The organism is Streptococcus vicugnae (assembly GCF_016461705.1).
Lineage (GTDB): Bacteria > Bacillota > Bacilli > Lactobacillales > Streptococcaceae > Streptococcus > Streptococcus vicugnae.
The window spans coordinates 12535-34105 of record NZ_JAEMHW010000001.1; the positions used below are offsets into that span (position 1 = coordinate 12535).

Genomic DNA, 21571 nt, shown 5'->3' on the forward strand with positions numbered 1-21571 from the left:
ACCCTGGAGTTAACTCTAAGTCAAGCAAAAAAATAAAATTTTAGACAAAAAAAGAGAGATAGATATTATCTCTCTAAGGTATTATTTGGTTTTGTTGTTCAACTTTTTGATGGATATAATCAATTAGTTCAACCGTTAAATCATAGCGCATAAATGGTGTAATGAGGTAAATTCCGTTAAAGAATTCTAAAGCGTGGTCAATTAATACCTTACTCTCTTCTAATGCTAGACGTTGACATTTTTCCTTATCATCTTTCACTGCTTCTAATTTAGCTAAGAAGTCATCTGATAATTGAATACCAGGAACTTCATTGTGAAGGAAAACGGCGTTATTGTAGCTAGTAATGGGCATAATTCCAACAAAAAATGGCGTTTCATAATCTCGTGTTAAATCCGCTAGATTTTCAATAATTTCACTGTTAAAAATAGGCTGTGTAATAAAACAATCGGCTCCAGCAGCAATCTTTCTCTCAATCAAACGACCGCAACGTGATAGATTTTTGACATTAGGATTGAAAGCCGCAGCTGCTGTAAACGTTGTTTCTTTTTTAATACTGGCACCACTGTAGCCTTTTCCTTTGTTGAGTTGCTTAATCAACTCTAATAGTTTAAAGCTAGTGGCATCGTATACGCTGGTTGCTCCCGGAAAATCTCCTATCTTAGATGGGTCCCCTGTAATCGCTAATACCTGATGAAATCCCAACACATCCATCCCCAAAAGACGTGATTGAAGTCCAATCATATTATGATCACGACAAGATAAATGCAGCAAAAATGGCGTTGAAATCTCATCTTTTAAAAGCGAAGCAATGCTCACATTACAAATTCGAGTTTTTGCTAAAGAATTATCTGCCAAGGTAATAGCGGATATCCCCGCCTCATCTAATGCTTTTACCCCTTCAGTAAACTTTTTAATATCAAGCGTTTTTGGTGGGTCAAGCTCAACTATAATGGTCACTTTTCTTTTGACTTTGTCAACGATTGTTTCTGACTGCTTAACTGCTTTAATCAGCTCTGCTTCTTCAACCATTGGCGTAACGAATTTTCGAGTAACTGGTTTTAAACCTTTAATAGCTCGTTTGACTGCTCTGATGTGGTCAGGAGTTGTTCCACAACAGCCGCCAATCAAACGTGCGCCTTCTGCAACAAGCAGCTCTGCGCTTTTTCCAAAATAATCTGCATTCTGGCTAAATCCATACTGCCCACTGCCATTGTCATCAACGAAAGATAACAAACTAGCATTTGGATAAACAGCTAAATAAGATTGGGCAAAAAGAGGTACTTGTTTCAGAGATTGAATCATATGATATGGTCCCAAGTGACAATTCAATCCCACAACATCTGCCCCAAGCATGACAAGTTTACCAAAGATTTCGACCAAAGGACGACCATTTTCAGTAATTCCAGCTTCATGAAGAGAAATATTAGTAATAATCGGTAAATCCGTCAAAGGCCTAACTGCTTTTAAGACCTCGATAATTTCTTCTTCATCATAATAAGTTTCAAATAAAAGGCCATCAATGTCATTAGTTTCAAGTAGATAACCGACCTGTTCCAATGTTTCTTGAATGATTTCATCAAGTGTTAATTCACATTGTTTAAGACCTCTGAGTGCCCCAACCGTTCCCAAAACAAAGGTATCCTCACCAGCTGCTTGTCTAGCAATTCTGACACCGGCTTGATTGATTTCTTTGACTTTATCATCATAGCCATATCCATCCAGTCGGTGTCGCTTAGCTGCATAGGTGTTTGTCTGAATGACATCAGCACCAGCGTCAATATAAGCTTTATGAATCGCTAAAACTTTTTCTGGATGCGTCAAATTATAAGCTTCGTAACAATTATCAAGACCATTAGCGTAAAGAAGAGTTCCCATAGCACCGTCAGCGACTAAAATATCTGTTTTTAAACGTTCTAATAATCGTGACATAGCTCAACCTTCCTTATTTTCCGTATTTTGCTCGAACTTCCTTAGTTGCTTCTACTAATACTTTAAGTGAGGCAATTGTTTCTGGTTCGCGACGTGTTTTAAGACCACAGTCAGGGTTTACCCAGAATTGTTCTAATGACAATTGACGAAGTGGACGTTCAATATTTTCAATCACTTCTTCTTTTGTTGGTACACGTGGTGAGTGAATATCATAGACACCAAGACCAATACCAAGTGGGTAGACAGCTGTTTCAAATGATTCAATCACATCACCATGACTACGGCTTGTTTCGATTGAAATGACATCCGCATCCAAAGCGCGAATAGAATCAATAATTTCATTGAATTTAGAGTAGCACATATGCGTATGAATTTGTGTGTCATCTTTTACAGATGATGTCGCAATGCGGAAAGCATGAACCGCATCATCAAGATATGCTTTTTGCTTAGCTTTACGAAGCGGTAATCCTTCACGAAGAGCAGCTTCATCCACTTGAATAATGGCAATTCCAGCATCTTCAAGCAATTTGATTTCATCTTTGATAGCTAGTCCAATTTGATTGAAAAGATCTGCGCGTGAAATATCAGAACGTTCAAATGACCAGTTAGTAATTGTAATTGGTCCTGTTAGCATTCCTTTAACCGGACGTTCTGTTAGGCTTTGAGCATAAACCACTTCTTTCACTGACAATGGTTGAATGTGTTTAACATCACCGTAAATAATTGGTGGTTTAACTGCACGTGATCCGTATGATTGCACCCAACCAAGTTTTGTTGTAGTAAATCCAGCTAGCTTTTGACCGAAGAACTCAACCATATCCACACGTTCAAACTCACCGTGTACCAAGACATCAAGATCAAGGTCTTCTTGAATTTTAATCCAACGTGCGATTTCCGATTTGATAAATTCTTCATATTCCGCATCTGAGATGTCACCACGTTTCCAAGCCAAACGAGTGCGACGAATTTCTGGTGATTGAGGGAATGATCCAATCGTTGTTGTTGGAAGAGTTGGCAAACCAAGTTTTTCTTGTTGGACTTTGCGACGAATCTTATAGTCAACGCGTTCTGTTGGTACGTTGTCCAAGCTTTCAAGCGTAACATTACGGAAGTCTGCTGCTTGCAAGGCATCAAAATCAGCCACATGCTGTTTATAAGCTTCAGTTTCTTGACCATCTAGGTATTGGCTCAAAAGTTCAAGTTCTTGTAGTTTTTCATCAGCAAATGCAAGACCATTTTTCAAAACTGGATCTAGGGCAGTTTCATTTTTAGTTGTTACCGGTACATGAAGAAGTGAACAAGATGGTTGAATCACAAGATTACCAACTTTTTCTTGGATTTTTTTAAGCAAGGCAGATGTTTTTACAAAATCAGTTGCCCAAATATTACGTCCATCAACAACCCCGGCAAATACTTCTTTTCCTTCAAAATATCCAGCTTCAATAGCTTCAAGGTTTTCTTCAAGACCATGAACAAAATCAAGACCAAAAGCAGCAACAGGAAGTTCTGACAAATCTTTAGCATCAATCAAGGCTTCAAAATATGTTTGGAAAATAATTTTAGCTTGAGGAACTTCTTTAGCAAAATAAGCATAGACGCATTTAGCAGCTTCAAGAAGATCCGCACCTTCATCCGTTACAAAAATTGGTTCATCAACTTGAATATAAGTTGCTCCTGCTTCAACTAATTCTGCAAAGACTTGTTTGTAAAGTGGTAAAAGTCTTTTGACTGCCGATGTAAAATCACTTACCTCAGCTGATAAAGCCACATAAGTAATTGGTCCTGTGATGACTGGTTTTGCTTTATCACCAACCACTTCTTTTGCTTCAAGATACAAATCAAGCAAACGTGTATTTGTCAAATGTGGTTTAACTTTTGACCATTCTGGCACAATGTAGTGATAATTTGTGTTGAACCATTTTTTCATTGATGATGCAACATTTTCTTTATTCCCACGCGCAATAGCAAAAAATAAATCAAGATTGATATCTTCTTTAGCAAAACGATTCGGAATAACGCCAAATTGAACTGACAAATCCAAAATATGATCGTAAAGAGAAAAATCACCAACAGGGATTAAATCAAGACCTGTATCAGCTTGTTTTTTCAAGAATGACAAGCGCAATTCTTTGGCTTGTGCTTGAAGCTCGTCTTGTGAAATATTGCCAGCCCAATATGATTCAATCAATTTTTTCCACTCACGATTTTCACCTAAACGCGGATATCCCAAATTCGAAACCTTAACCATAGTTACCTCCTATAACCGTATTAGTTAAAAACTATACAATCCAAAAATTTTATAGTTAAGATTTTAACCGATAAACCCTTATTTTTCAATGGTTCTAGCCATTCTATCTTTTTATGTTTTGCTATAGTTTTTAACTATGCACTTAGAATTAGTCATAGTTTTTAACTATAACAAGAATCTTCTAATACTTAAAAAAGAGATTCCCGAAGGAATCCCTTTATCGTTGTTAGATTAATAATTTTTGTATGAGTTGTATTGTAATGACTTTGATTATTTAGCTTTTTTAAGGGCTCCGAAGAGAAGACCAGCGACGATTGCACCAATGATAACAAAGACAAGGTAAAGAATTGGAGCACTTGTCAAAGCAATAACAAAGATACCACCGTGTGGAGCCATCAATTTAATACCAAATGCTCCAACAAGACCACCAGCTACAGCTGAACCAACCATAAAGCTTGGAATAGCACGTGCAGGATCCGCTGCACCAAATGGGATAGCACCCTCAGTAATGAATGAAAGACCCATGATAATATTTGTCAAACCAGAGTTACGTTCTTCTTCAGTAAATTTATTTTTGAAAAGAAGAGTTGCAACAAATACTGCCAACGGAGGAACCATACCACCAGCCATAACTGATGCCATAGCAACTGAACCACCTGTTGCTACTGATGCAGCAAGTGTACCTGTACCAAAGACATACGCAGCTTTGTTAAATGGTCCACCCATATCGATAGCCATCATACCACCAAGAATAGCTCCAAGAAGAACTGCTGATGCACCTTGAAGACCTCCAAGGAAGTTATTCAAACCAGTGTTAATTGCTGCCATTGGAATATTGACAAACAACATTGCAAAACCAGTCAAGAATACACCAAGTAATGGGTAAAGCAAGATTGATTTAATTCCTTCAAGTGAACGTGGTAAACCAGAGCAAGCTTTTTTAACAAGGTTAACCAACCAACCAGCAAGGAAACCACCTACAAGAGCACCAAGGAAACCTGAAGGTGTTCCTTCTAGATTACCCCAAGCAAATCCTCCTGAAGCAATAGCACCAGCTACGAAACCAGCTACAAGACCAGGTTTTTCAGCAATTGAGTAAGCAATGTAACCAGCCAAGATTGGAAGCATGAAACCAAAAGCAGCATTACCAATTGTCTTGAAGTAAGCAGCTGCTTGGTGGTAAGTACCCAAGTTAGATAATTGATCTTTTGGCACACCCAAGATGTTATCAATCAAGAAAGCAAGAGCAATCATGATACCACCACCGATAACGAATGGCAACATTTGAGAAACACCACTCATCAAGTGTTTATAGAAAGCAGCACCAAGGCTAAGTTTTTCACCTGATTCTTTTGATTCAACCGCTGATTCTGCAGAAGCTTTGTAAGTTTCTGCTTTACCATCAAGGATGATGTTAATCAATTCTTCAGTTTTCTTGATACCGTCAGCAACTGGACGAGACACCAATGGTTTACCATCAAAGCGAGCCATCTCTACTGCTTTATCTGCAGCTACAATAACACCTTTGGCACGTGCAATTTCGTCTGCTGTCAATCGGTTACCAACACCAGATGCACCATTTGTTTCAACACGAACAGTGACACCCATTTCATCACCTTGTTTGATAAGAGCTTCTTCTGCCATGTAAGTGTGAGCAATACCAGTTGTACATGCTGTTACAGCAACGATAAGTGGCTTGTCATCTGAAACAGGAGCTGCTTTTGCAACTTCTTGAGCTTTATTATCTTCTTCAGCTGCGTTGAAAGTTGCAATGACTTCATCAGCTGTAGTCACTTGACGCAATTTATCAGCAAAACCATCTTTCAAAAGGTATTTTGACAATTCAGCAAGAGCAGCCAAGTGAGTATCGTTTGCTCCGTCTGGTGCTGCAATCATGAAGAAAAGGTAAGTTGGTTGACCATCCAAGGCTTCATAATCAACACCCACAGCAGATTTTGCAAACAAGACTGTTGCTTCTTTTACAGCTGCATTTTTGCTGTGAGGCATTGCAATACCATCACCTAGACCAGTTGATGTTTGAGCTTCACGATTCATGATACCTTGTTTGAAAGTATCAAAATCAGTTACAACTCCGTGTTCAACAAGGCTTGTAATCATTTCATCGATAACAGCTTCTTTTGAAGTTGCTTTCAAATCAAGAATCATGACATCTTTTCTGAGCAAGTCTTGAATTTTCATAGTTTTTCTACCTCTACTTTTTGATATGTTTCTTTAATAAATTCAGCTGTCGCTAAATCATCTGAGAACGTAGTTGCTGTTCCACATGCGACACCCCATTTAAGAGCTTCGATTGGATCGCCAGATTTGACATATTCACCAGTAAATCCAGCTACCATTGAGTCTCCAGCACCTACAGAGTTTTTAACAGTACCTTTGATAGGTTTTGCAAAGTAAGCCGCTTCTGGTGTAACTAATAATGCACCATCACCAGCCATTGAAATAATAACGTTTTTAGCACCTTTAGCGAGAATTTCACGGGCGTATTTTTCAATATCAGCAAGACCGTTTAATTCAACACCAAAAATATCAGCTAATTCATGATTATTTGGTTTCACCAAAAGTGGTTGATAGTTTAAGGCATCTAAAAGTGTTTGTCCTTCAAAATCACAAACAACTTCTGCACCGGCTTTTTTAGCAATCGGAATCAATGTGTTATAGACTTGGTTTCCAAGGCTACTTGGAGCTGAACCTGCAAAAACAACAGTATCTTCACTTGAAAGACCAGCAAGAATAGCTTCCAATTCTTCAAGTTTTTCTGTTGAGATGTGTGGACCTGCACCGTTGATTTCTGTTTCTTCACCCGCTTTAACTTTGACATTAATACGTATGTCCTCAGAAACTTCAACAAATTTTGTTGCAATGCCTTCATCTACCAAGCCATCTTTCACAAAACGCCCTGTAAATCCACCGATAAATCCTGTGGCTGTATTTTCAATATCAAGACGTTTTAAAATACGGCTAACATTAATCCCTTTACCACCAGCGAATTTATCATCGCTAGTCATACGGTTAACACTTCCAAGTGCTAAACTATCCAAGCGAACAATAAAATCGATAGATGGATTAAGAGTTACTGTGTAAATCATACTTCAATTACCCTCGTATTTTCTTTTATTTTTTTCATCAGTGCTCTGCTAGATTGATTGGTAATAATTGTAGCATTCTCAACCTTATCGACCTTGGCAAAGGATACACGACCAATCTTCGATGAATCTGTAACGATGTATGTCTTTCTGGCATTTTCAATGACAGTCTTTTTGATAACAGCTTCTTCCATGTCAGGCGTTGTTAAGAATTCTTCATCAATCCCATTAATGCCCAAAAACGCTTTATCAAAGTTTAACTGTTTAATCTGCTCATAAGCCACAGCTCCAATACTGGCATCGGTTGATTTTTTTACATGACCACCAATAATAATGGTCTTAATATTTTTATCAACCAGTTTGGCTGCATGGTGAATTGAATTGGTTACAACAGTCAAATTGTCTTGATTCAAATAACCTAGCAACAATTCATTTGTTGTACCCGCATCTACAAAAATAACATCATCATTTGAAATCAAGGACGCTGCTTTTTCCGCAACTAGCATTTTTTCTTGAATGTTTTTGATAGATTTTTGTTGATTGGTAAATTCCTCTTGGAGAGAGTGCGGAAGTTCTGCTCCACCGTGTACTCGATGAAGTTTACGCTCACTTTCAAGTTCGTCTAAATCCCTGCGAACAGTGGATTCAGAGGTATCTAGTAAGCTAACTAAATCATCTAGCCGAACATATTTATCATGGGAAAGTTTCTCCATGATTAACTGCTTTCGTTTAGATTTTAGAATCCTCGCCACCTCCTTTTGAAATCGTTTACAGATAGAATTATACTATATTCCCAGTCAATGTCAAGCACTTTCTATCAAATTCTATCATTTTTCATTCTAACCGTCAATTTCCTGAAAATATTCTTGATAGTTACAAAAAAGCTCTGTAAGACAATTTCTTACAGAGCTTTTTTCTTATTCGTTAATCAAGGATGTTGAGTGAACCACACGATTATCACGATCAGGGAAAATGTAGTTGATAGCTTGATTAATGGCAGTTGGTGCTTCACCAAAACCAGTTGCAATCAAATCAACTTTACCTTCATAGTCAGCCGCATCACCAATAGCATAAACACCTGCTTGACTTGTTTCAAACAATGGTGAAACAGCAATACTTGAACGTTTGTAATCAACGTTCCAGTTTTTAAGATTTTTATTTGAAGTTGAGAAGCCAAAACTAACAATCAAAGCATCCAATGGCAATTCAATAGTTTCATCAGATTTCACTTTTTGAACAGTCAGACTCTTAACAAATTGTCCATCACCAGAAAGTTCAAGTGGCACATAAGGTGTTAAGATGTTAACATTTGACTCTTTCAAAACTTCAACGCTGTGTTCATGAGCACGGAAAGCATCACGACGGTGTACAATTGTAACACTTTTAGCTAAACCATCTAAATGATTAGCCCAGTCTACAGCAGAATCGCCACCACCACAGATAACCACATCCTTGCCAGCAAATTGGTCAAGCTTGTGAACATTATAGAAGAGATTATTATCAGCATAAGCTTCTTCACCTTCTAAACCAAGTGTACGTGGGGCGAAAGCTCCATTACCACATGCAATCACGATTGCACGTGAAAAATGTTGTCCTTTAGTTGTTTCAATAGTGAAAATATCACCATCTTTTTCAAAAGTTTTAACTTCTTCCTTAAGGCAAATAGACGTAGTATCTTTAAAACGATCTAATTGCTTGATAAGATTTTCAGTCAAATCAGCTGCCGTGATTCCCGGGAAACCAGCAACGTCATAAATCATTTTTTCCGGATAAAGAACCGCGGGTTGACCACCGAGTTCAGATAAACTTTCAATAATTTTCACTGAAACTCCACGTAAACCAGCATAAAATGCCGCAAACAACCCAACAGGTCCACCACCAATGATGGTAATATCATAGATTTCGTGATTTTCTGACATTTATTTTTCCAACTCCTTGTATATTTCTTCAATAATTGATGATTTATAGGCAATGTAGCTGTCAATATCTTTAGGAAATAGCTTTGCTGCTTTTTCTTTAACGTTACCATAAGCTAAAACAGCTTCAGGATGACTTCGCAAATAATCACGAAAAGCCAGATGACGCTTTAACTCAGGTGAATCTTCCGGACAAACATAGAGATGATGAACTTGAAGATGCTCTTTACCTGAATAAGCAAAAGCTTCCCTGCCTTCAATCCCTAGATTTCCTTCATGAATGTAGCCAATCGCTGCTAAAGCCTTGATAACCTCAGATAAATCCGTATCACAAGCAATCACCAAGTCAATATCAATAATTGGCTTAGCAGAAAGTTCTGGAACCGAGGTGCTACCTACGTGTTCTATTCTAAGAATTAAATTTCCAAGAGCTTCTTGCAACTCTTTTGCAATCTTCTCAAAATCATCTTTCCAACTCTCTTGATAGGAAAGAACAAGAACTTCCTTCGTTCGCATAAAACCTCCATAAAAATAAAGAGACATACAGCCTGCATGTCCTCTATTATATCACATATTCTATTCTTTCGCGTCTTTCTCTTTGAGAATCTTACAGAAAATAGCCTCTTCCTCTTTAGTGAAAGCATAATTTTCTAGTAAATCTGGTCGACGTTCCAAAGTCTTACGAAGACTTTGTTCAATACGCCATTTGCGAATATTTTCATGGTGGCCACTCATCAAGACATCTGGAACTTTCATTCCACGGAAATCATAAGGGCGTGTGTATTGAGGAAATTCTAGTAAACCTGATGAGAAAGAATCATCTTGGTGACTCGCTTCTTTTCCAAGAACCTTGGGAATCAAGCGAACAGTTGCATCGACAATCGTCATCGCTGCTAATTCTCCACCGGTCAATACAAAATCACCCAACGAAATTTCATCAGTCACCAAAGTCTTAATACGTTCATCATAACCTTCATAGTGACCACAGATAAAAATCAACTCTTCTTCTTGCGCCAATTCTTCAGCGTAGCTTTGATCAAAAGTACGTCCAGCTGGATCTAACAGAATAACGCGAGGTTTTTTGGCATCAATTTTATCAATTGTGTCAAAAATTGGCTGAGCACGAAGCAACATTCCTTGGCCACCACCATAAGGTTCATCATCAACATGACGAGCTTTTTCAGCATTATCACGGAAATTATGATAATTAATGTCAAGTAGACCTTTTTCTTTAGCTTTACCAACAATAGAATATTGCAGTGGTGCAAACATTTCTGGAAAGAGGGTTAAGATATCAATCTTCATCATCAAGTCCTTCCAACACATCTACATCAACACGGTTACCTGCAACATCAACGTTTAAAACAACTGGTGGAATGTATGGCAATAGCAAATCGCGTTTGCCGTTACGTTTAACCACCCATACGTCATTGGCACCAGGTTGTAAAATTTCTTTAACTTGCCCAATCAAGACATCATTTTCATAGACATCAAGTCCAATAATTTCATGATAATAAAACTCACCATCTTCGAGATCTGACAAGTTTTCCTCAGCAACTTTCAAGGTACAGCCTTTATATTTTTCAATATCATTAATATGATACATGCCTTTAAACTTGATAATATCGAAATTCTTTTGTTTACGATGGCTAGCAATTTCAACATCAAGCAAAAGACGGTCTTTATCATCAAAAACAGATAATTTTGAACCTTTTTTAAAACGTTCTTCAGTAAAATCAGTCACTGACAATACTCGCATTTCCCCTTGAAGGCCTTGAGTATTAACAATCTTTCCAACATTATAGTATTTCATTTTAACTCCACATAACTTAGTCTTTATCATTTTACCATAAAAATGGTAAAGAAAAAACCAGCTGCCTCTCTGCAACTGGTCAAGATAGTCCGTACGGGATTCGAACCCGTGTTACCGCCGTGAAAAGGCGGTGTCTTAACCCCTTGACCAACGGACCATATTAACAAAAACCTCTGCGGTTTACTGGGGTAGCTGGATTCGAACCAACGCATGAGGGAGTCAAAGTCCCTTGCCTTACCGCTTGGCTATACCCCATAAACAACATAGACTATTCTATCGCAATTTCAATTGCTTGTCAAGAGCTTTTTAAAAACTTTTTAAATTTTTTGAAGCTCACATAGTCATTGGCTGAAGTCAGAGCTTTTAAACATTCCCTAAATCAGCACAAAAAATATTCTATCATAAACACTATAGTTTGAAAAGCCCTTTTTTCGAATTTTTTTCAAAAAATTTTTCATTTTTGATAAAAAACTAAAATCCACTTATTTTAAAAAAAGAAAAAGAGTAGCTAGTTGCTACTCTTCTCCTTTTTCGTCAATAACGAGTCTTACTTTTTTACCTTGCGTTGGTACCGAATAGACAATCGATCTTATCGCTGTAATGGTACGACCTTTTTTACCGATAACACGACCGATGTCCTGTGCATCCAAATCAAGATGATATTCTAAAAACTCAGGTGTATCTTCAATTTTAATGGTAAGATTATCTGGTTGTGAAATCAAAGGTTTCACAATAGCGATAATAAGATTTTCAATGGTATCCATAGGCTTAGTCTACTCTATTATTTTGAGAATTTTGAATCGTGGAATTTTTTCATAACGCCTTCTTTTGAAAGGATGTTACGAACTGTATCTGAAGGTTGTGCACCTTTTGACAACCAGTCAAGAACACGATCTTCTTTCAATGTTACTTGGTTTTCTTCGATAAGTGGGTTGTAAGTACCAACTGTTTCGATGAAACGACCATCACGTGGAGCACGTGAATCAGCTACGTTGATACGGTAGAAAGGTTTTTTCTTAGAACCCATACGAGTTAAACGGATTTTTACTGCCATTAGTATAAAGTCTCTTTTCTATATTTTTTGTTTAGGTTAATAGCTCTGCTACTAACTCACTTAACTTATTATATCATAAAAAGATAAGGTGTCAAGAAAAAAACTTGACACCTTTTAAAATTTTTTTAATTACTATTTAAATCTCAATTACACCATAATGGAACTTCTGATTCGGTCGTACAAATTGCTTAAAGCCATATTTTTCAAAGACTTCATCTCTAAAGTGTGCTTTAATGATAATCTTCTTTCTAGCCACGCGCATAGCCTCTTTTAGAAATTCATTTGAAAAGGCTTTCTCATTAGCGTATTGACGTAGTCCATCTAAATTTTTAGATTCTGTGATTCTTTCCGAAAATATTGGATCACAATAAATCACATCAAAAGAATTATCTGGCATCTTTTTAAGATAGGCTAAGTTTTCAGAACACACTGTCTGAATTGAGCGCATAGCTTGATTTAAAGCATCATAGTCAGATTGATAACTTTTTAACCCTTCTGAAACAATGAAATGAATCAAAGGATTACTCTCTACTGCTGTTACATCGTGACCAGCGTATGCCATAACAATACTATCACTAGCTAAGCCCATTGTAGTATCAAGAATTTGTAAAGATTCTTTTCCCAGCAAATCAATTAAAGCATCATGCGAGCTCTTAATACGTAACATTGCAGTATCTGGATGAAATACAAGCTCACTGCCATCTTGGTTAACCAAGCAAAGCTTAGTTTCATAAACCAGAAGCACTCCCTCTCTTCCCTTTAAAAGTTTTGTTACAGATTGTTTTTGTCGCTTAATGACTGGTAAAGAAAGCTTTTCACCAATAGCTTGGGCTTTTTTTAACAAGTCGTTATTTTCTCTTAAACTCGTTGTAATTGCAATTGTCATACTCATATTATAGCACCTAACACAGTTTCACAAAAACACTTACTGCTAAATACTACTATTTTCTGCTATTTCACAATTTATCATCAACAACTAACTACCACTTATTTATACTTATTTATTTAATTTTTGGTTAGTTTTTGGTTACTCATATTGCAACAAATTCTAACTTTTCAAAACTATTTTGTTTCATTTTTTCTGTCACGTGAGTATAAATTTGAATCGTCGTTTTTTCATCACTATGTCCAACTCGTTCCATAATTTCACGAACATGAAAACCTAATTCCGCCAACAAGCTAACATGAGAATGCCTAAAAACATGACTAGTTAGTTTAAAATTATCTGACTTACCAATTTCTTGATTATCAAAGTAGCGTTGAATATATAAATTAAATGTATCCAAAAGGAAAAAATCTCCTTGACCATCTGTAAAAACCAAATTTTTGTCGCTTTCTATAAAAGTTAATCGTTTTAACTCACACAATAACTCTACTACCCTACTATTAAAATACACTTTTCGATATGAATGAATTGTCTTAGGTGTTGTAATCTTATAATCTGATTTCTTATTTCCCTTCTGAACGGTGTGTTTTACTGTCAATAGTCTATCCTCAATATTAATATCAGACCACATTAACGACTGAGCTTCACCTATACGCAACCCTGTTAAATACAAGAATTCAAACGATATATTAAATATTGGATTTGTTCCATATTCATCAAGAACATCTAAATAAAGTCGAATCTGATGTCTTGATAAATAATGTTCTCTCTTTAACTCTACTTCTTCCTGTGTGACTTTATGCTTTGGTAAAACAACTCTATCCATTGAATTATCTTCAAGATAACCAACAGTTTTAGCATATCTAAAAAAGGAAAATAAGTAAACCCTAACTAAATTCCGATAGCCATATGACCAATCTTTAGCTAATAAATATGTTTGCAATGCAGATGATTTAACTTTTGTTGTTTTTTTATTGCCAAAAACTTTTATAAAAACGTTCATTATCTGCGTTTGAGTTCTTAGTGTACTAGGCTTTATATCACGAATGACTAACCATTGCGCAAACACTTCTTCTACAGTTTCAGCTTGTAATAAATGAACACTATTTTTCTCATTAATTTTATCTTCTAAAATCCGTTTTGCTTCTGCCTGCACAGTCCTTGTCTTTGACTTTAAAGTAACAGAAACTTGTAACCACCGCTCCTCTTTTATATTCCAATTTTTTTGATAATAGCGATATTTACCATTATCCAATTCTTTATAAAACATATGGCCTCCTATCTTAACAATAGCAAGCATATCTTTAATCAATGCTTACATTATATCATTTAACTCTTCGTTCTTCACACCAACGTAAATATAGGTAAAAACCTCTAACATTAATCATTGTCATCCGAGTTGATGGACGTAATATCACATGTTTAAACTGTTCATTATCAGCAATATTTAAAATATACTTGTTCAATGTTCCAACCTTAAAATAAGGAAAGTACTTTTAATTAACTCCTGCTTATTCACCATAGCATCAGGAAAGTTATTAATATTTTTTTCCATATTTTTTACCTCGTTTCTAAACAAAAAAACAAGTACTAATAGTTATACTTGTTTTAAACACTATAATTTGTCATATAGACAATAAAAACCATTACAACAGATCTAGCCAGTTAACTCAAAAAAATTAACATAAAAAAATGCGCTATTTTCATAGCGCAAAGCAATTAATGGAAGAATAAAAATTAAAAAGAGATTATTATGTCACTTCTAATAATTTTTACTCCACAACTAAAGATGGTTAGTGTGTATTTTGATACAAATCAAAACACAAAAAAAGATTTTTGCCACCTCCAAAGTTATTGTTTTGATATTTAATTAAAAGAATCATTCTTAAAAAATATTGGGGAAGAATAACTTTGGATTAATTAAAGTTTACCACAAATATCTTTCTTAAACACACCTTAAATCAATTTAAATATTGTCACATAGACAACATAATTCATTGCAACATAAATAATAAAAGTCATGATTTTTAATCATGGCTCAATTTTTAGTTATCTTTTACTTTTGATAACAACTCTTTCAGTTTATCTTTAAAACCAACACCTACACCAAAAATAAGAATCAGAATTCCTACAAAAGCTGAAATACTTTCTTTTTGACCTGTTTCAAGGAGAGTAACCATTTCACCATCACTTGTTGTTACCGAAAATGTACCATCTTCATTTTCAACAGCACCCAACTCAGTTAAAGCCACTTTTGAACCATCTGACAACATCGCAACACCAGATTGAATATCAAGCAATTGTTGACCGCTTGCAAGAGTCACAGGATTATCTGTAGTAACATCACGAATAACTTGTCCTGTTACTTGACTTGTTGTTCCGACCTGACTTGCACCAGCCTCTTTTGCTGTTTGAGCTGAGATATTTGGATTATCTGTTGCTTGTGTTTTATCTGGTGTTAGTGTTGATTGCCCACCATCTGTTGTTGGTACAGTTACTGTACCATCTTCATTTTGCTTAATTTCAGTTGTTTTATCACCTTCTTGAACAACATCTGTTTTATTATCTTCAGATGAACCTGATTGTGTTTCTGTATTTGTTGTTTCACCAACTTTATCCTCACCTACTGTTGATACAGTTTGATTATTTGAACTGTCACTTTGTGTAGTAGAAACATCAATAACAGTTGATGAGCCATCATCAATCGTACCACTTACATCATCACCTGCTGTCACTTCTGTTTAACTTCCTGTTGATGAACCAGATCCAGACATTGATGGTGTCACCACAACTTCTATTGAATCATCTAATGTTCCACTAACATCATCTGTATCCGCAAACGCTACATTAGACATTGTCAATGCCAAACCACATACTGTTAACGCTGATAAAATTTTTGCTTTTTTCATTTGTATCTCTCCTAACATTTAATATTGAATACTTGTTGGAATACCATGCAGACTTGCTAATTCCAACTATTGAGTTCCTGTTACATAATTTCCAGCAATCGAAAGATTATCTGACCCCTCTTTAATTAATTCAACTGTAAATTGATAAACATTTTCGTTATCACTTTCATAAACTTTAACCGTTGATAAATCTAATTGATAACCAGCTTCAAGCATTGTTACCATTGTTTGTCCCATTGACAGATTTGTTATCGATAATTTATATTGATAACTCATTTGCACGTCAGAATGTTGATTAACTGAATTTAAATAATCAAAAGCAACTACCAATGACTCTTTAACTTGTTGACTTTCTCCATCAGACAGTGGCTTATCTGCTCTTTCAAGAGTATTTGTCGCTTCTTCATTAGCTGACAGATAACTTTCTTCACTAACAGAAGACTGCTTATAATGCTTCAACTGACTAATAACCCTTTTTTCAGCCTGTTGTTTTTGACGTGAACAAGACTTAAAAACCGTAAAAGCAATTCCAGCTAAAAATATCAATAAAACAATAATGACTTTTTTCTTCATTTTTTAAACTCCTATATGAATAGCTTAGAGACTTTAGTTTGACTATTTTTATCCTACTGATGAAGCACTACTTACAATTTTATAGCCTGATTTTGACAAATCATAAAACATCCAACCATTAGCATATTGACTTTTAGGAACATAGTGATAATTCCACGTATACTGTCCAAAACCACCGTTTTCACCTGATAAATTAGCATAATTTTGTTCAACAACCAAAATATCTCCATTTTCAGACACATGACTAACTACGCCCGTATATCCAACATCATTTCCCGCAGAAGCTGGTGTTTGACTAAAAACTGCACCTGCTGTTGGTGACGTTGTTGGTTTATCTAAAAATTTATTAGCCCAATTTTTAGCAATATCTTGCCAATTTCCTAAAGTCATAGTAGCATGAGAACCATTCTTCTCCCACAAAGCATACATGAGACTTGTGGACAAATCTGTACATTGTCCACCTGAATAAGCAATAGCATTCCAGCCAGAACTACTTCGATATTTTAATCCTACACTTTCAGGATTAAGCGCATAAGGTTTTAAATCAGCTGGTAAATCATCTTTCTTCCAAGCATTATGAGCACTATAAGAAACACTACCACCATCTTTAGACCAAGAACCAGTTCCACCACCAGATGATGAGCAACCTTCAAAGCTAACCGTTGATACCTTAAAGTTTGAATCCGAATTGGTTTTATCAGGTTTGACACCAAAAGCTTGACTAAATTTTATTTCATCGTAATGAAACTCGACAGAAAAAGGCTTAATATTTATTAAGCCTTTTTTCTGTATATTGTGGTTGATGTAAACTAGTATATAGTTCCCAAAATTAAAATATAACAGAACCGAAGAATACTAAAAATAAAATGACTAGAATTTTATCTAGTCATTTTATTTATATTTGCCTACTGCTTTATAACCGTTTTTCTTTAAGGCTTCTTTACAAGCCTTTGAATCCTTTTTGTAATATGAAACCTCTGCTGAACTACCATACATAGAATCTTCAGTTAATGTTAAAACACCATCTTCATATGTATAAGGTACCACATAATTTCTACCATTTGCATTAACTACTAATTGTTGCTTATCCTTGTATATCTCAGCAATGGCATAATCAGTTCCATCAACGTCAATTGAGCCACTATTATCATTTGTTATTGTGACCCTTAATTCATTAAAATATTCATTAATCAAGTAATACTCACCACTCATATCATTTTTTGATGAACAGGCAACTAATAGAAATGCTGAAAAAAATAATAGCAATAAACCTAAAACTTTCTTTTTCATAATCTTCACCTCGTATCTTTAAATACACCATTACTATAACACAAATTCAACTGATAAAACCCTTTAAAAATCAAAAATATATTGACAATCAGTAAATAACAAAAATACACCTCAAAACTGAAGTGTATTAATTCTATAACTAAGGTAACTATAAATCTTATCAATTTTTCAGTAGGTACTAAATACTTTATTCTTCTGTATCAAGTAAAGTTTTAGCAACAAGTGCTGCTAAAACACCACCTACGATTGGTGCTAAAATAAAAATCCAAACTTGACTCAAAGCTTCTCCACCAACCAAAAGTGCTGGTGCTAAACTACGTGCTGGATTAGCAGACATTCCTGTTACTGGAATACCAACAAAATGAATCAATGTCAATGTTAAACCAATAACTAATCCTGCTAAATTCGAATTTCCTTTTTTATCAGAAGTCACTGTCAAAATAACCAAAATAAAAATAAATGTTAAAATTACTTCAACTAGGAATCCTGTAAAAAGACTGTATCCATCAGCAACTACATTTTGTCCTAGTGCTGAATTATTACCAGTAATAGTCAACAATGCTAAGCTACCAAATAGCGCTCCGACAACTTGTCCTAAAATATAAATACCAAGATTTTTACCATCAATGCGCTTATTCAAATACATTGCAATAGAAACTGCAGGATTCAAATGAGCACCAGAAACTGTACCTATACTGTAAGCTGAAGCTACGATTGTTAAACCAAACGCCAAAGCGATAGCTGAAAATCCAACAACACTATCTGCTCCACCACCTAAGACAGCTGCTCCTGTCCCCAGAAAAACAAGTACAAACGTACCAATCAATTCTGCAAAGAATTTCTTCATAATCTTTACCTCTTATCTATAAAATTATAATTAACTATAACATAAATTCATTCAATAAAACCGCCTACTTTTCAACAATATCTTGACAATGCGTAAACCTCAGACTAAATCTAAACAACTTATAAACTTCAACCCTAAAAACATTGGTTAAATCCAATAAAAAATTTTTTTAATACTTAATTTAGACATACAATAAAATGCACTAGTAAAACTAATGCACTTTATTCTATACCTAATTGATTAAAAATATGTTGCTTGGTTAATTTTGTGTTAGTTTGCTTACTACAACAATAAAAAGTAGCTCAAAACTCTTTTAAATTAAACTTTTGTATTTTCACACCACAATACTCATATTATAGCAAAATCACAAGAAACTTCGGATAAAACGACCACCGTAAATCCAGAAATAGCTAAAAGCAACAATCGAAATTGGTTTACAAATCAAAATAATATAAAGAAATCGTTTGAAAGACATCTTCGATAAACCAGTAATCATAACTAAAATATCAGCTGGTGAAATCGGAGAGGCCATATTCAACGCAAAAACTGTTTCGTATGTTGACGAGGCCAGCTTTTGCTCATATTTTGAATAAGTATCTTCATCAATAAAGAGCATGATGAATGGTTTTCCGTAGCTACGTGTTAATAAGAATAGAATAATACTCCCAATGACTATTCCAACATAATTTAAAATGAATCCTAAAATGGGACCAAATGCCATGAACCCTACAACAGTGGTCACTCCCCCAGGAATAATCGGAATAACAACTTGAATAATTTGTAGAAGAAGAAAAGCGAAACTTCCAATGATTAAATGACCTTTTAAAGCTCTTGTCAAAGCATGCGGATCATTTAAAATATCCAAATTTTTAAACAGATAGACTAGAAATAGAACTGTTAAAACAATTGAAAAAATTCCTAAAAATTTTATCAGTTTTTTTAAAGTACCATACATCGTATCACCCTTTATTGTTATTTGTCACTTTAAGTCCATTATACAAGTGTCACTCCCATTAAACAAGAATTCTTATAACTTTCTCACTACTCATAACGAAGCGCTTCAATTGGATCCAATTTACTTGCTTTATTAGCTGGTAAAAGACCAAAGACAATACCAATCAAGGCTGAGAAAATCAGACTCCCTAAAGCGATATTTAATGAAATTGATGGTTTCATGTTTGGAATGCTGCTACCCAATAATCCTGTTAAACCTACTGCCAGAGCAAGCCCAATCAAACCACCCAAAATCGTTAGAACCATTGATTCAATCAAGAATTGTGTTAAAATCTTTTGACGTGTTGCACCTAGAGCTTTTCGTAAACCAATTTCCCGTGTGCGCTCTGTAACAGATACCAACATAATATTCATCACACCAATACCACCAACTAGAAGTGAAATACCAGCAATGGCTCCAATAACTGTTGTCATCATGCTATAGGCAGATTTGATTTGAGAAACAATTTTTGACATGTCATAGATTGTAAAGCGACCAGTTCTCACAGCTGATAAACGCGTCATCATGCGAGCAGCCTCTTTCCCAACTTTTGTTGATGTTTTTACATCGCTTACATGAACAAATGCTGCTTGCACCTCATCTACATTAAATTCAGCTGCTAATTGAGTATTAGTCATCACGGCATTACCACCAGATTGCATGCCATACTGTTCAGAACCAGCATTTGGATCTTTATACACTCCGACTACCAAATATGTTTTTGAGCCAATAGAAACGTGCTGATTTAGAGCATTTTCATTGCTACCAAATAATTTAACAGCAAGTTTTGTATCTAGCATGACAATTCGTGAAAAACTTGAATAGTCATTGGTTTCAAAACTTCGTCCAGCAAGAACTTTGTATTTTTTAACACTGAAGTAAGTTCTATTAACCCCTGTTATATTAACATTTTTGGATTTTTTCTGATTTCCTTCAACTGTTGAAGTGGTTGAATTTGTTAAATAGTAATTATTGACCCCAGGAAGTTCACTTTTGATTTTTTGAAGCCATTCTTCCTTAATTGCAGGGCCTTTATCAGCCGTTGTTGGGTCTTCATCATCAAAAATATCAACATCATCAGATTTCTTAGTTGTATAGTAAATTTGAACATCTTTACTATCTGATGCAAACATATTAGTGATTTGATTTGTCATTCCTTGACCTAAAGCCATAATAACGACAACTGACGCCACACCAATAATAATTCCTAATGTCGTCAAGAAAGAACGCATTTTGTGCCCCATGATTGATCCAAGGGCGAATTTCCAGTTTTCCATCATATTCCTCCCTTAGTCAATTCTGACACTTTCTGTTGTATCACGTGTGATTTCACCATCACGAATGACAATTTTTCGTGTCGCAAAATCAGCAATTTCTGGTTCGTGAGTAACCATAACGATTGTCTTTCCTTCACGATTAAGTTCAGTCAATAACTGCATGATTTGAACACTTGTTTTTGTGTCAAGGGCACCGGTTGGTTCATCCGCAAGAATAATAGACGGATCATTCACCAAAGCACGCGCTATTGCAACACGCTGTTTTTGTCCACCTGATAGCTCTGATGGCAAGTGCTTCATTCGTTCACTTAACTCAACTTTTTCTAAGAATTGCTTTGCTAATTGACGACGTTTTGAGGAGCTTACTCTGGCATAAACTAGAGGAAGTTCAACATTTTGCAAAGCTGTCATTTTTGAAAGGAGGAAAAATTGTTGGAAAACAAAGCCGATTTCTTCATTTCTGACTTTAGCTAATTCTTTTTCTTTTAAGTCTTCAACTTGTGTTCCATTTAAACTATAATCGCCCGAAGTTGGTCTATCAAGCAGGCCAATGATATTCATAAGAGTTGATTTACCTGAACCAGAAGGTCCCATAATTGCTACGAATTCTCCCTCATAAACAGTTAAATCAATTCCCTTTAAAATGTTCAATTCCTGATCACCATTACGGTAGGATTTTATAATATTATTTAATTGAATTAATGGTCTTTTTTCATCTCTCACTACTCAC

22 protein-coding genes and 2 tRNA genes are annotated in these 21571 nt (G+C 35.4%); all 24 read right to left on the minus strand.

All coding sequences use genetic code 11. The annotated features are described in order from the left end of the window. Positions 1–73: 73 nt before the first annotated feature. The 24 genes from JG537_RS00095 to JG537_RS00205 all read right to left on the minus strand — a co-directional run bounded on the left by JG537_RS00095 (position 74) and on the right by JG537_RS00205 (position 21564). Positions 74–1930 (minus strand): bifunctional homocysteine S-methyltransferase/methylenetetrahydrofolate reductase, encoded by a 1857-nt coding sequence (locus JG537_RS00095; protein WP_199542295.1) that lies wholly within the window; start codon positions 1928–1930, stop codon positions 74–76. Between the two features lie 13 nt (positions 1931–1943). Then, on the minus strand, positions 1944–4178 hold the full coding sequence (gene metE / locus JG537_RS00100) for a 5-methyltetrahydropteroyltriglutamate--homocysteine S-methyltransferase (protein WP_199542302.1): 2235 nt from the start codon (positions 4176–4178) through the stop codon (positions 1944–1946). 270 nt (positions 4179–4448) lie between these two features. Then, positions 4449–6377, minus strand: coding sequence for a PTS fructose transporter subunit IIABC (locus JG537_RS00105; protein WP_199542304.1), 1929 nt, complete (start codon positions 6375–6377; stop codon positions 4449–4451). Then, positions 6374–7285 (minus strand): 1-phosphofructokinase, encoded by a 912-nt coding sequence (gene pfkB, locus JG537_RS00110; RefSeq protein ID WP_199542306.1) that lies wholly within the window; start codon positions 7283–7285, stop codon positions 6374–6376. Before pfkB ends, JG537_RS00105 begins: the two co-directional genes overlap by 4 nt. Continuing rightward, positions 7282–8034, minus strand: a complete 753-nt coding sequence (locus tag JG537_RS00115; RefSeq protein ID WP_277997071.1) for a DeoR/GlpR family DNA-binding transcription regulator — start codon at positions 8032–8034, stop codon at positions 7282–7284. Before JG537_RS00115 ends, pfkB begins: the two co-directional genes overlap by 4 nt. Positions 8035–8199: 165 nt before the next feature. Next, the gene (locus JG537_RS00120) at positions 8200–9201 is read right to left on the minus strand and encodes an NAD(P)/FAD-dependent oxidoreductase (RefSeq protein WP_199542308.1); all 1002 of its coding nucleotides are present in this window, start codon (positions 9199–9201) and stop codon (positions 8200–8202) included. After that, complete coding sequence (locus JG537_RS00125) at positions 9202–9714, minus strand: GrpB family protein (RefSeq protein WP_132869417.1); 513 nt, start codon at positions 9712–9714, stop codon at positions 9202–9204. It abuts the gene before it with no gap. Between the two features lie 60 nt (positions 9715–9774). Then, a complete protein-coding gene (trmD, locus tag JG537_RS00130) occupies positions 9775–10503 on the minus strand; it encodes a tRNA (guanosine(37)-N1)-methyltransferase TrmD (RefSeq protein WP_132869419.1) in 729 nt (242 codons plus the stop codon). Further along, the gene (gene rimM / locus JG537_RS00135) at positions 10493–11011 is read right to left on the minus strand and encodes a ribosome maturation factor RimM (RefSeq protein ID WP_132869418.1); all 519 of its coding nucleotides are present in this window, start codon (positions 11009–11011) and stop codon (positions 10493–10495) included. Before rimM ends, trmD begins: the two co-directional genes overlap by 11 nt. An 85-nt stretch (positions 11012–11096) precedes the next feature. Beyond that, a tRNA-Glu gene (locus JG537_RS00140) sits at positions 11097–11168 on the minus strand. A gap of 26 nt (positions 11169–11194) precedes the next feature. Beyond that, positions 11195–11266: transfer RNA gene (locus tag JG537_RS00145), tRNA-Gln, on the minus strand. Positions 11267–11526: 260 nt separating this feature from the next. Continuing rightward, on the minus strand, positions 11527–11775 hold the full coding sequence (locus JG537_RS00150) for a KH domain-containing protein (RefSeq protein WP_003065320.1): 249 nt from the start codon (positions 11773–11775) through the stop codon (positions 11527–11529). A gap of 17 nt (positions 11776–11792) precedes the next feature. Beyond that, positions 11793–12065 (minus strand): 30S ribosomal protein S16, encoded by a 273-nt coding sequence (rpsP, locus tag JG537_RS00155; protein WP_199542315.1) that lies wholly within the window; start codon positions 12063–12065, stop codon positions 11793–11795. Between the two features lie 136 nt (positions 12066–12201). Then, on the minus strand, positions 12202–12951 hold the full coding sequence (locus JG537_RS00160; RefSeq protein WP_199542316.1) for a class I SAM-dependent methyltransferase: 750 nt from the start codon (positions 12949–12951) through the stop codon (positions 12202–12204). Positions 12952–13096: 145 nt separating this feature from the next. After that, positions 13097–14221: a tyrosine-type recombinase/integrase gene (locus JG537_RS00165; RefSeq protein WP_199542317.1), complete on the minus strand. Its 1125-nt coding sequence runs from the start codon at positions 14219–14221 to the stop codon at positions 13097–13099. A 775-nt stretch (positions 14222–14996) separates the two neighbouring features. Continuing rightward, entirely contained in the window at positions 14997–15686 is a 690-nt protein-coding gene (locus tag JG537_RS00170) for a cell surface protein (protein ID WP_246454249.1), read from the minus strand. 6 nt (positions 15687–15692) lie between these two features. Beyond that, positions 15693–15860, minus strand: coding sequence for a hypothetical protein (locus tag JG537_RS09660; RefSeq protein WP_246454250.1), 168 nt, complete (start codon positions 15858–15860; stop codon positions 15693–15695). 66 nt (positions 15861–15926) lie between these two features. Beyond that, a complete protein-coding gene (locus tag JG537_RS00175; RefSeq protein ID WP_199542318.1) occupies positions 15927–16433 on the minus strand; it encodes a hypothetical protein in 507 nt (168 codons plus the stop codon). Positions 16434–16481: 48 nt separating this feature from the next. After that, the gene (locus JG537_RS09805; RefSeq protein ID WP_343068208.1) at positions 16482–17276 is read right to left on the minus strand and encodes a CHAP domain-containing protein; all 795 of its coding nucleotides are present in this window, start codon (positions 17274–17276) and stop codon (positions 16482–16484) included. A 48-nt stretch (positions 17277–17324) separates the two neighbouring features. Beyond that, positions 17325–17723 (minus strand): hypothetical protein, encoded by a 399-nt coding sequence (locus tag JG537_RS00185; RefSeq protein ID WP_199542319.1) that lies wholly within the window; start codon positions 17721–17723, stop codon positions 17325–17327. Positions 17724–17910: 187 nt separating this feature from the next. Then, on the minus strand, positions 17911–18570 hold the full coding sequence (locus JG537_RS00190) for an MIP/aquaporin family protein (RefSeq protein ID WP_199542324.1): 660 nt from the start codon (positions 18568–18570) through the stop codon (positions 17911–17913). 364 nt (positions 18571–18934) lie between these two features. Next, on the minus strand, positions 18935–19525 hold the full coding sequence (locus tag JG537_RS00195; RefSeq protein WP_199542326.1) for a TVP38/TMEM64 family protein: 591 nt from the start codon (positions 19523–19525) through the stop codon (positions 18935–18937). An 86-nt stretch (positions 19526–19611) separates the two neighbouring features. Further along, positions 19612–20841 (minus strand): ABC transporter permease, encoded by a 1230-nt coding sequence (locus JG537_RS00200; protein ID WP_199542328.1) that lies wholly within the window; start codon positions 20839–20841, stop codon positions 19612–19614. Between the two features lie 12 nt (positions 20842–20853). Next, positions 20854–21564: an ATP-binding cassette domain-containing protein gene (locus JG537_RS00205; RefSeq protein WP_199542330.1), complete on the minus strand. Its 711-nt coding sequence runs from the start codon at positions 21562–21564 to the stop codon at positions 20854–20856. Between the last annotated feature and the right edge of the window lie 7 nt (positions 21565–21571).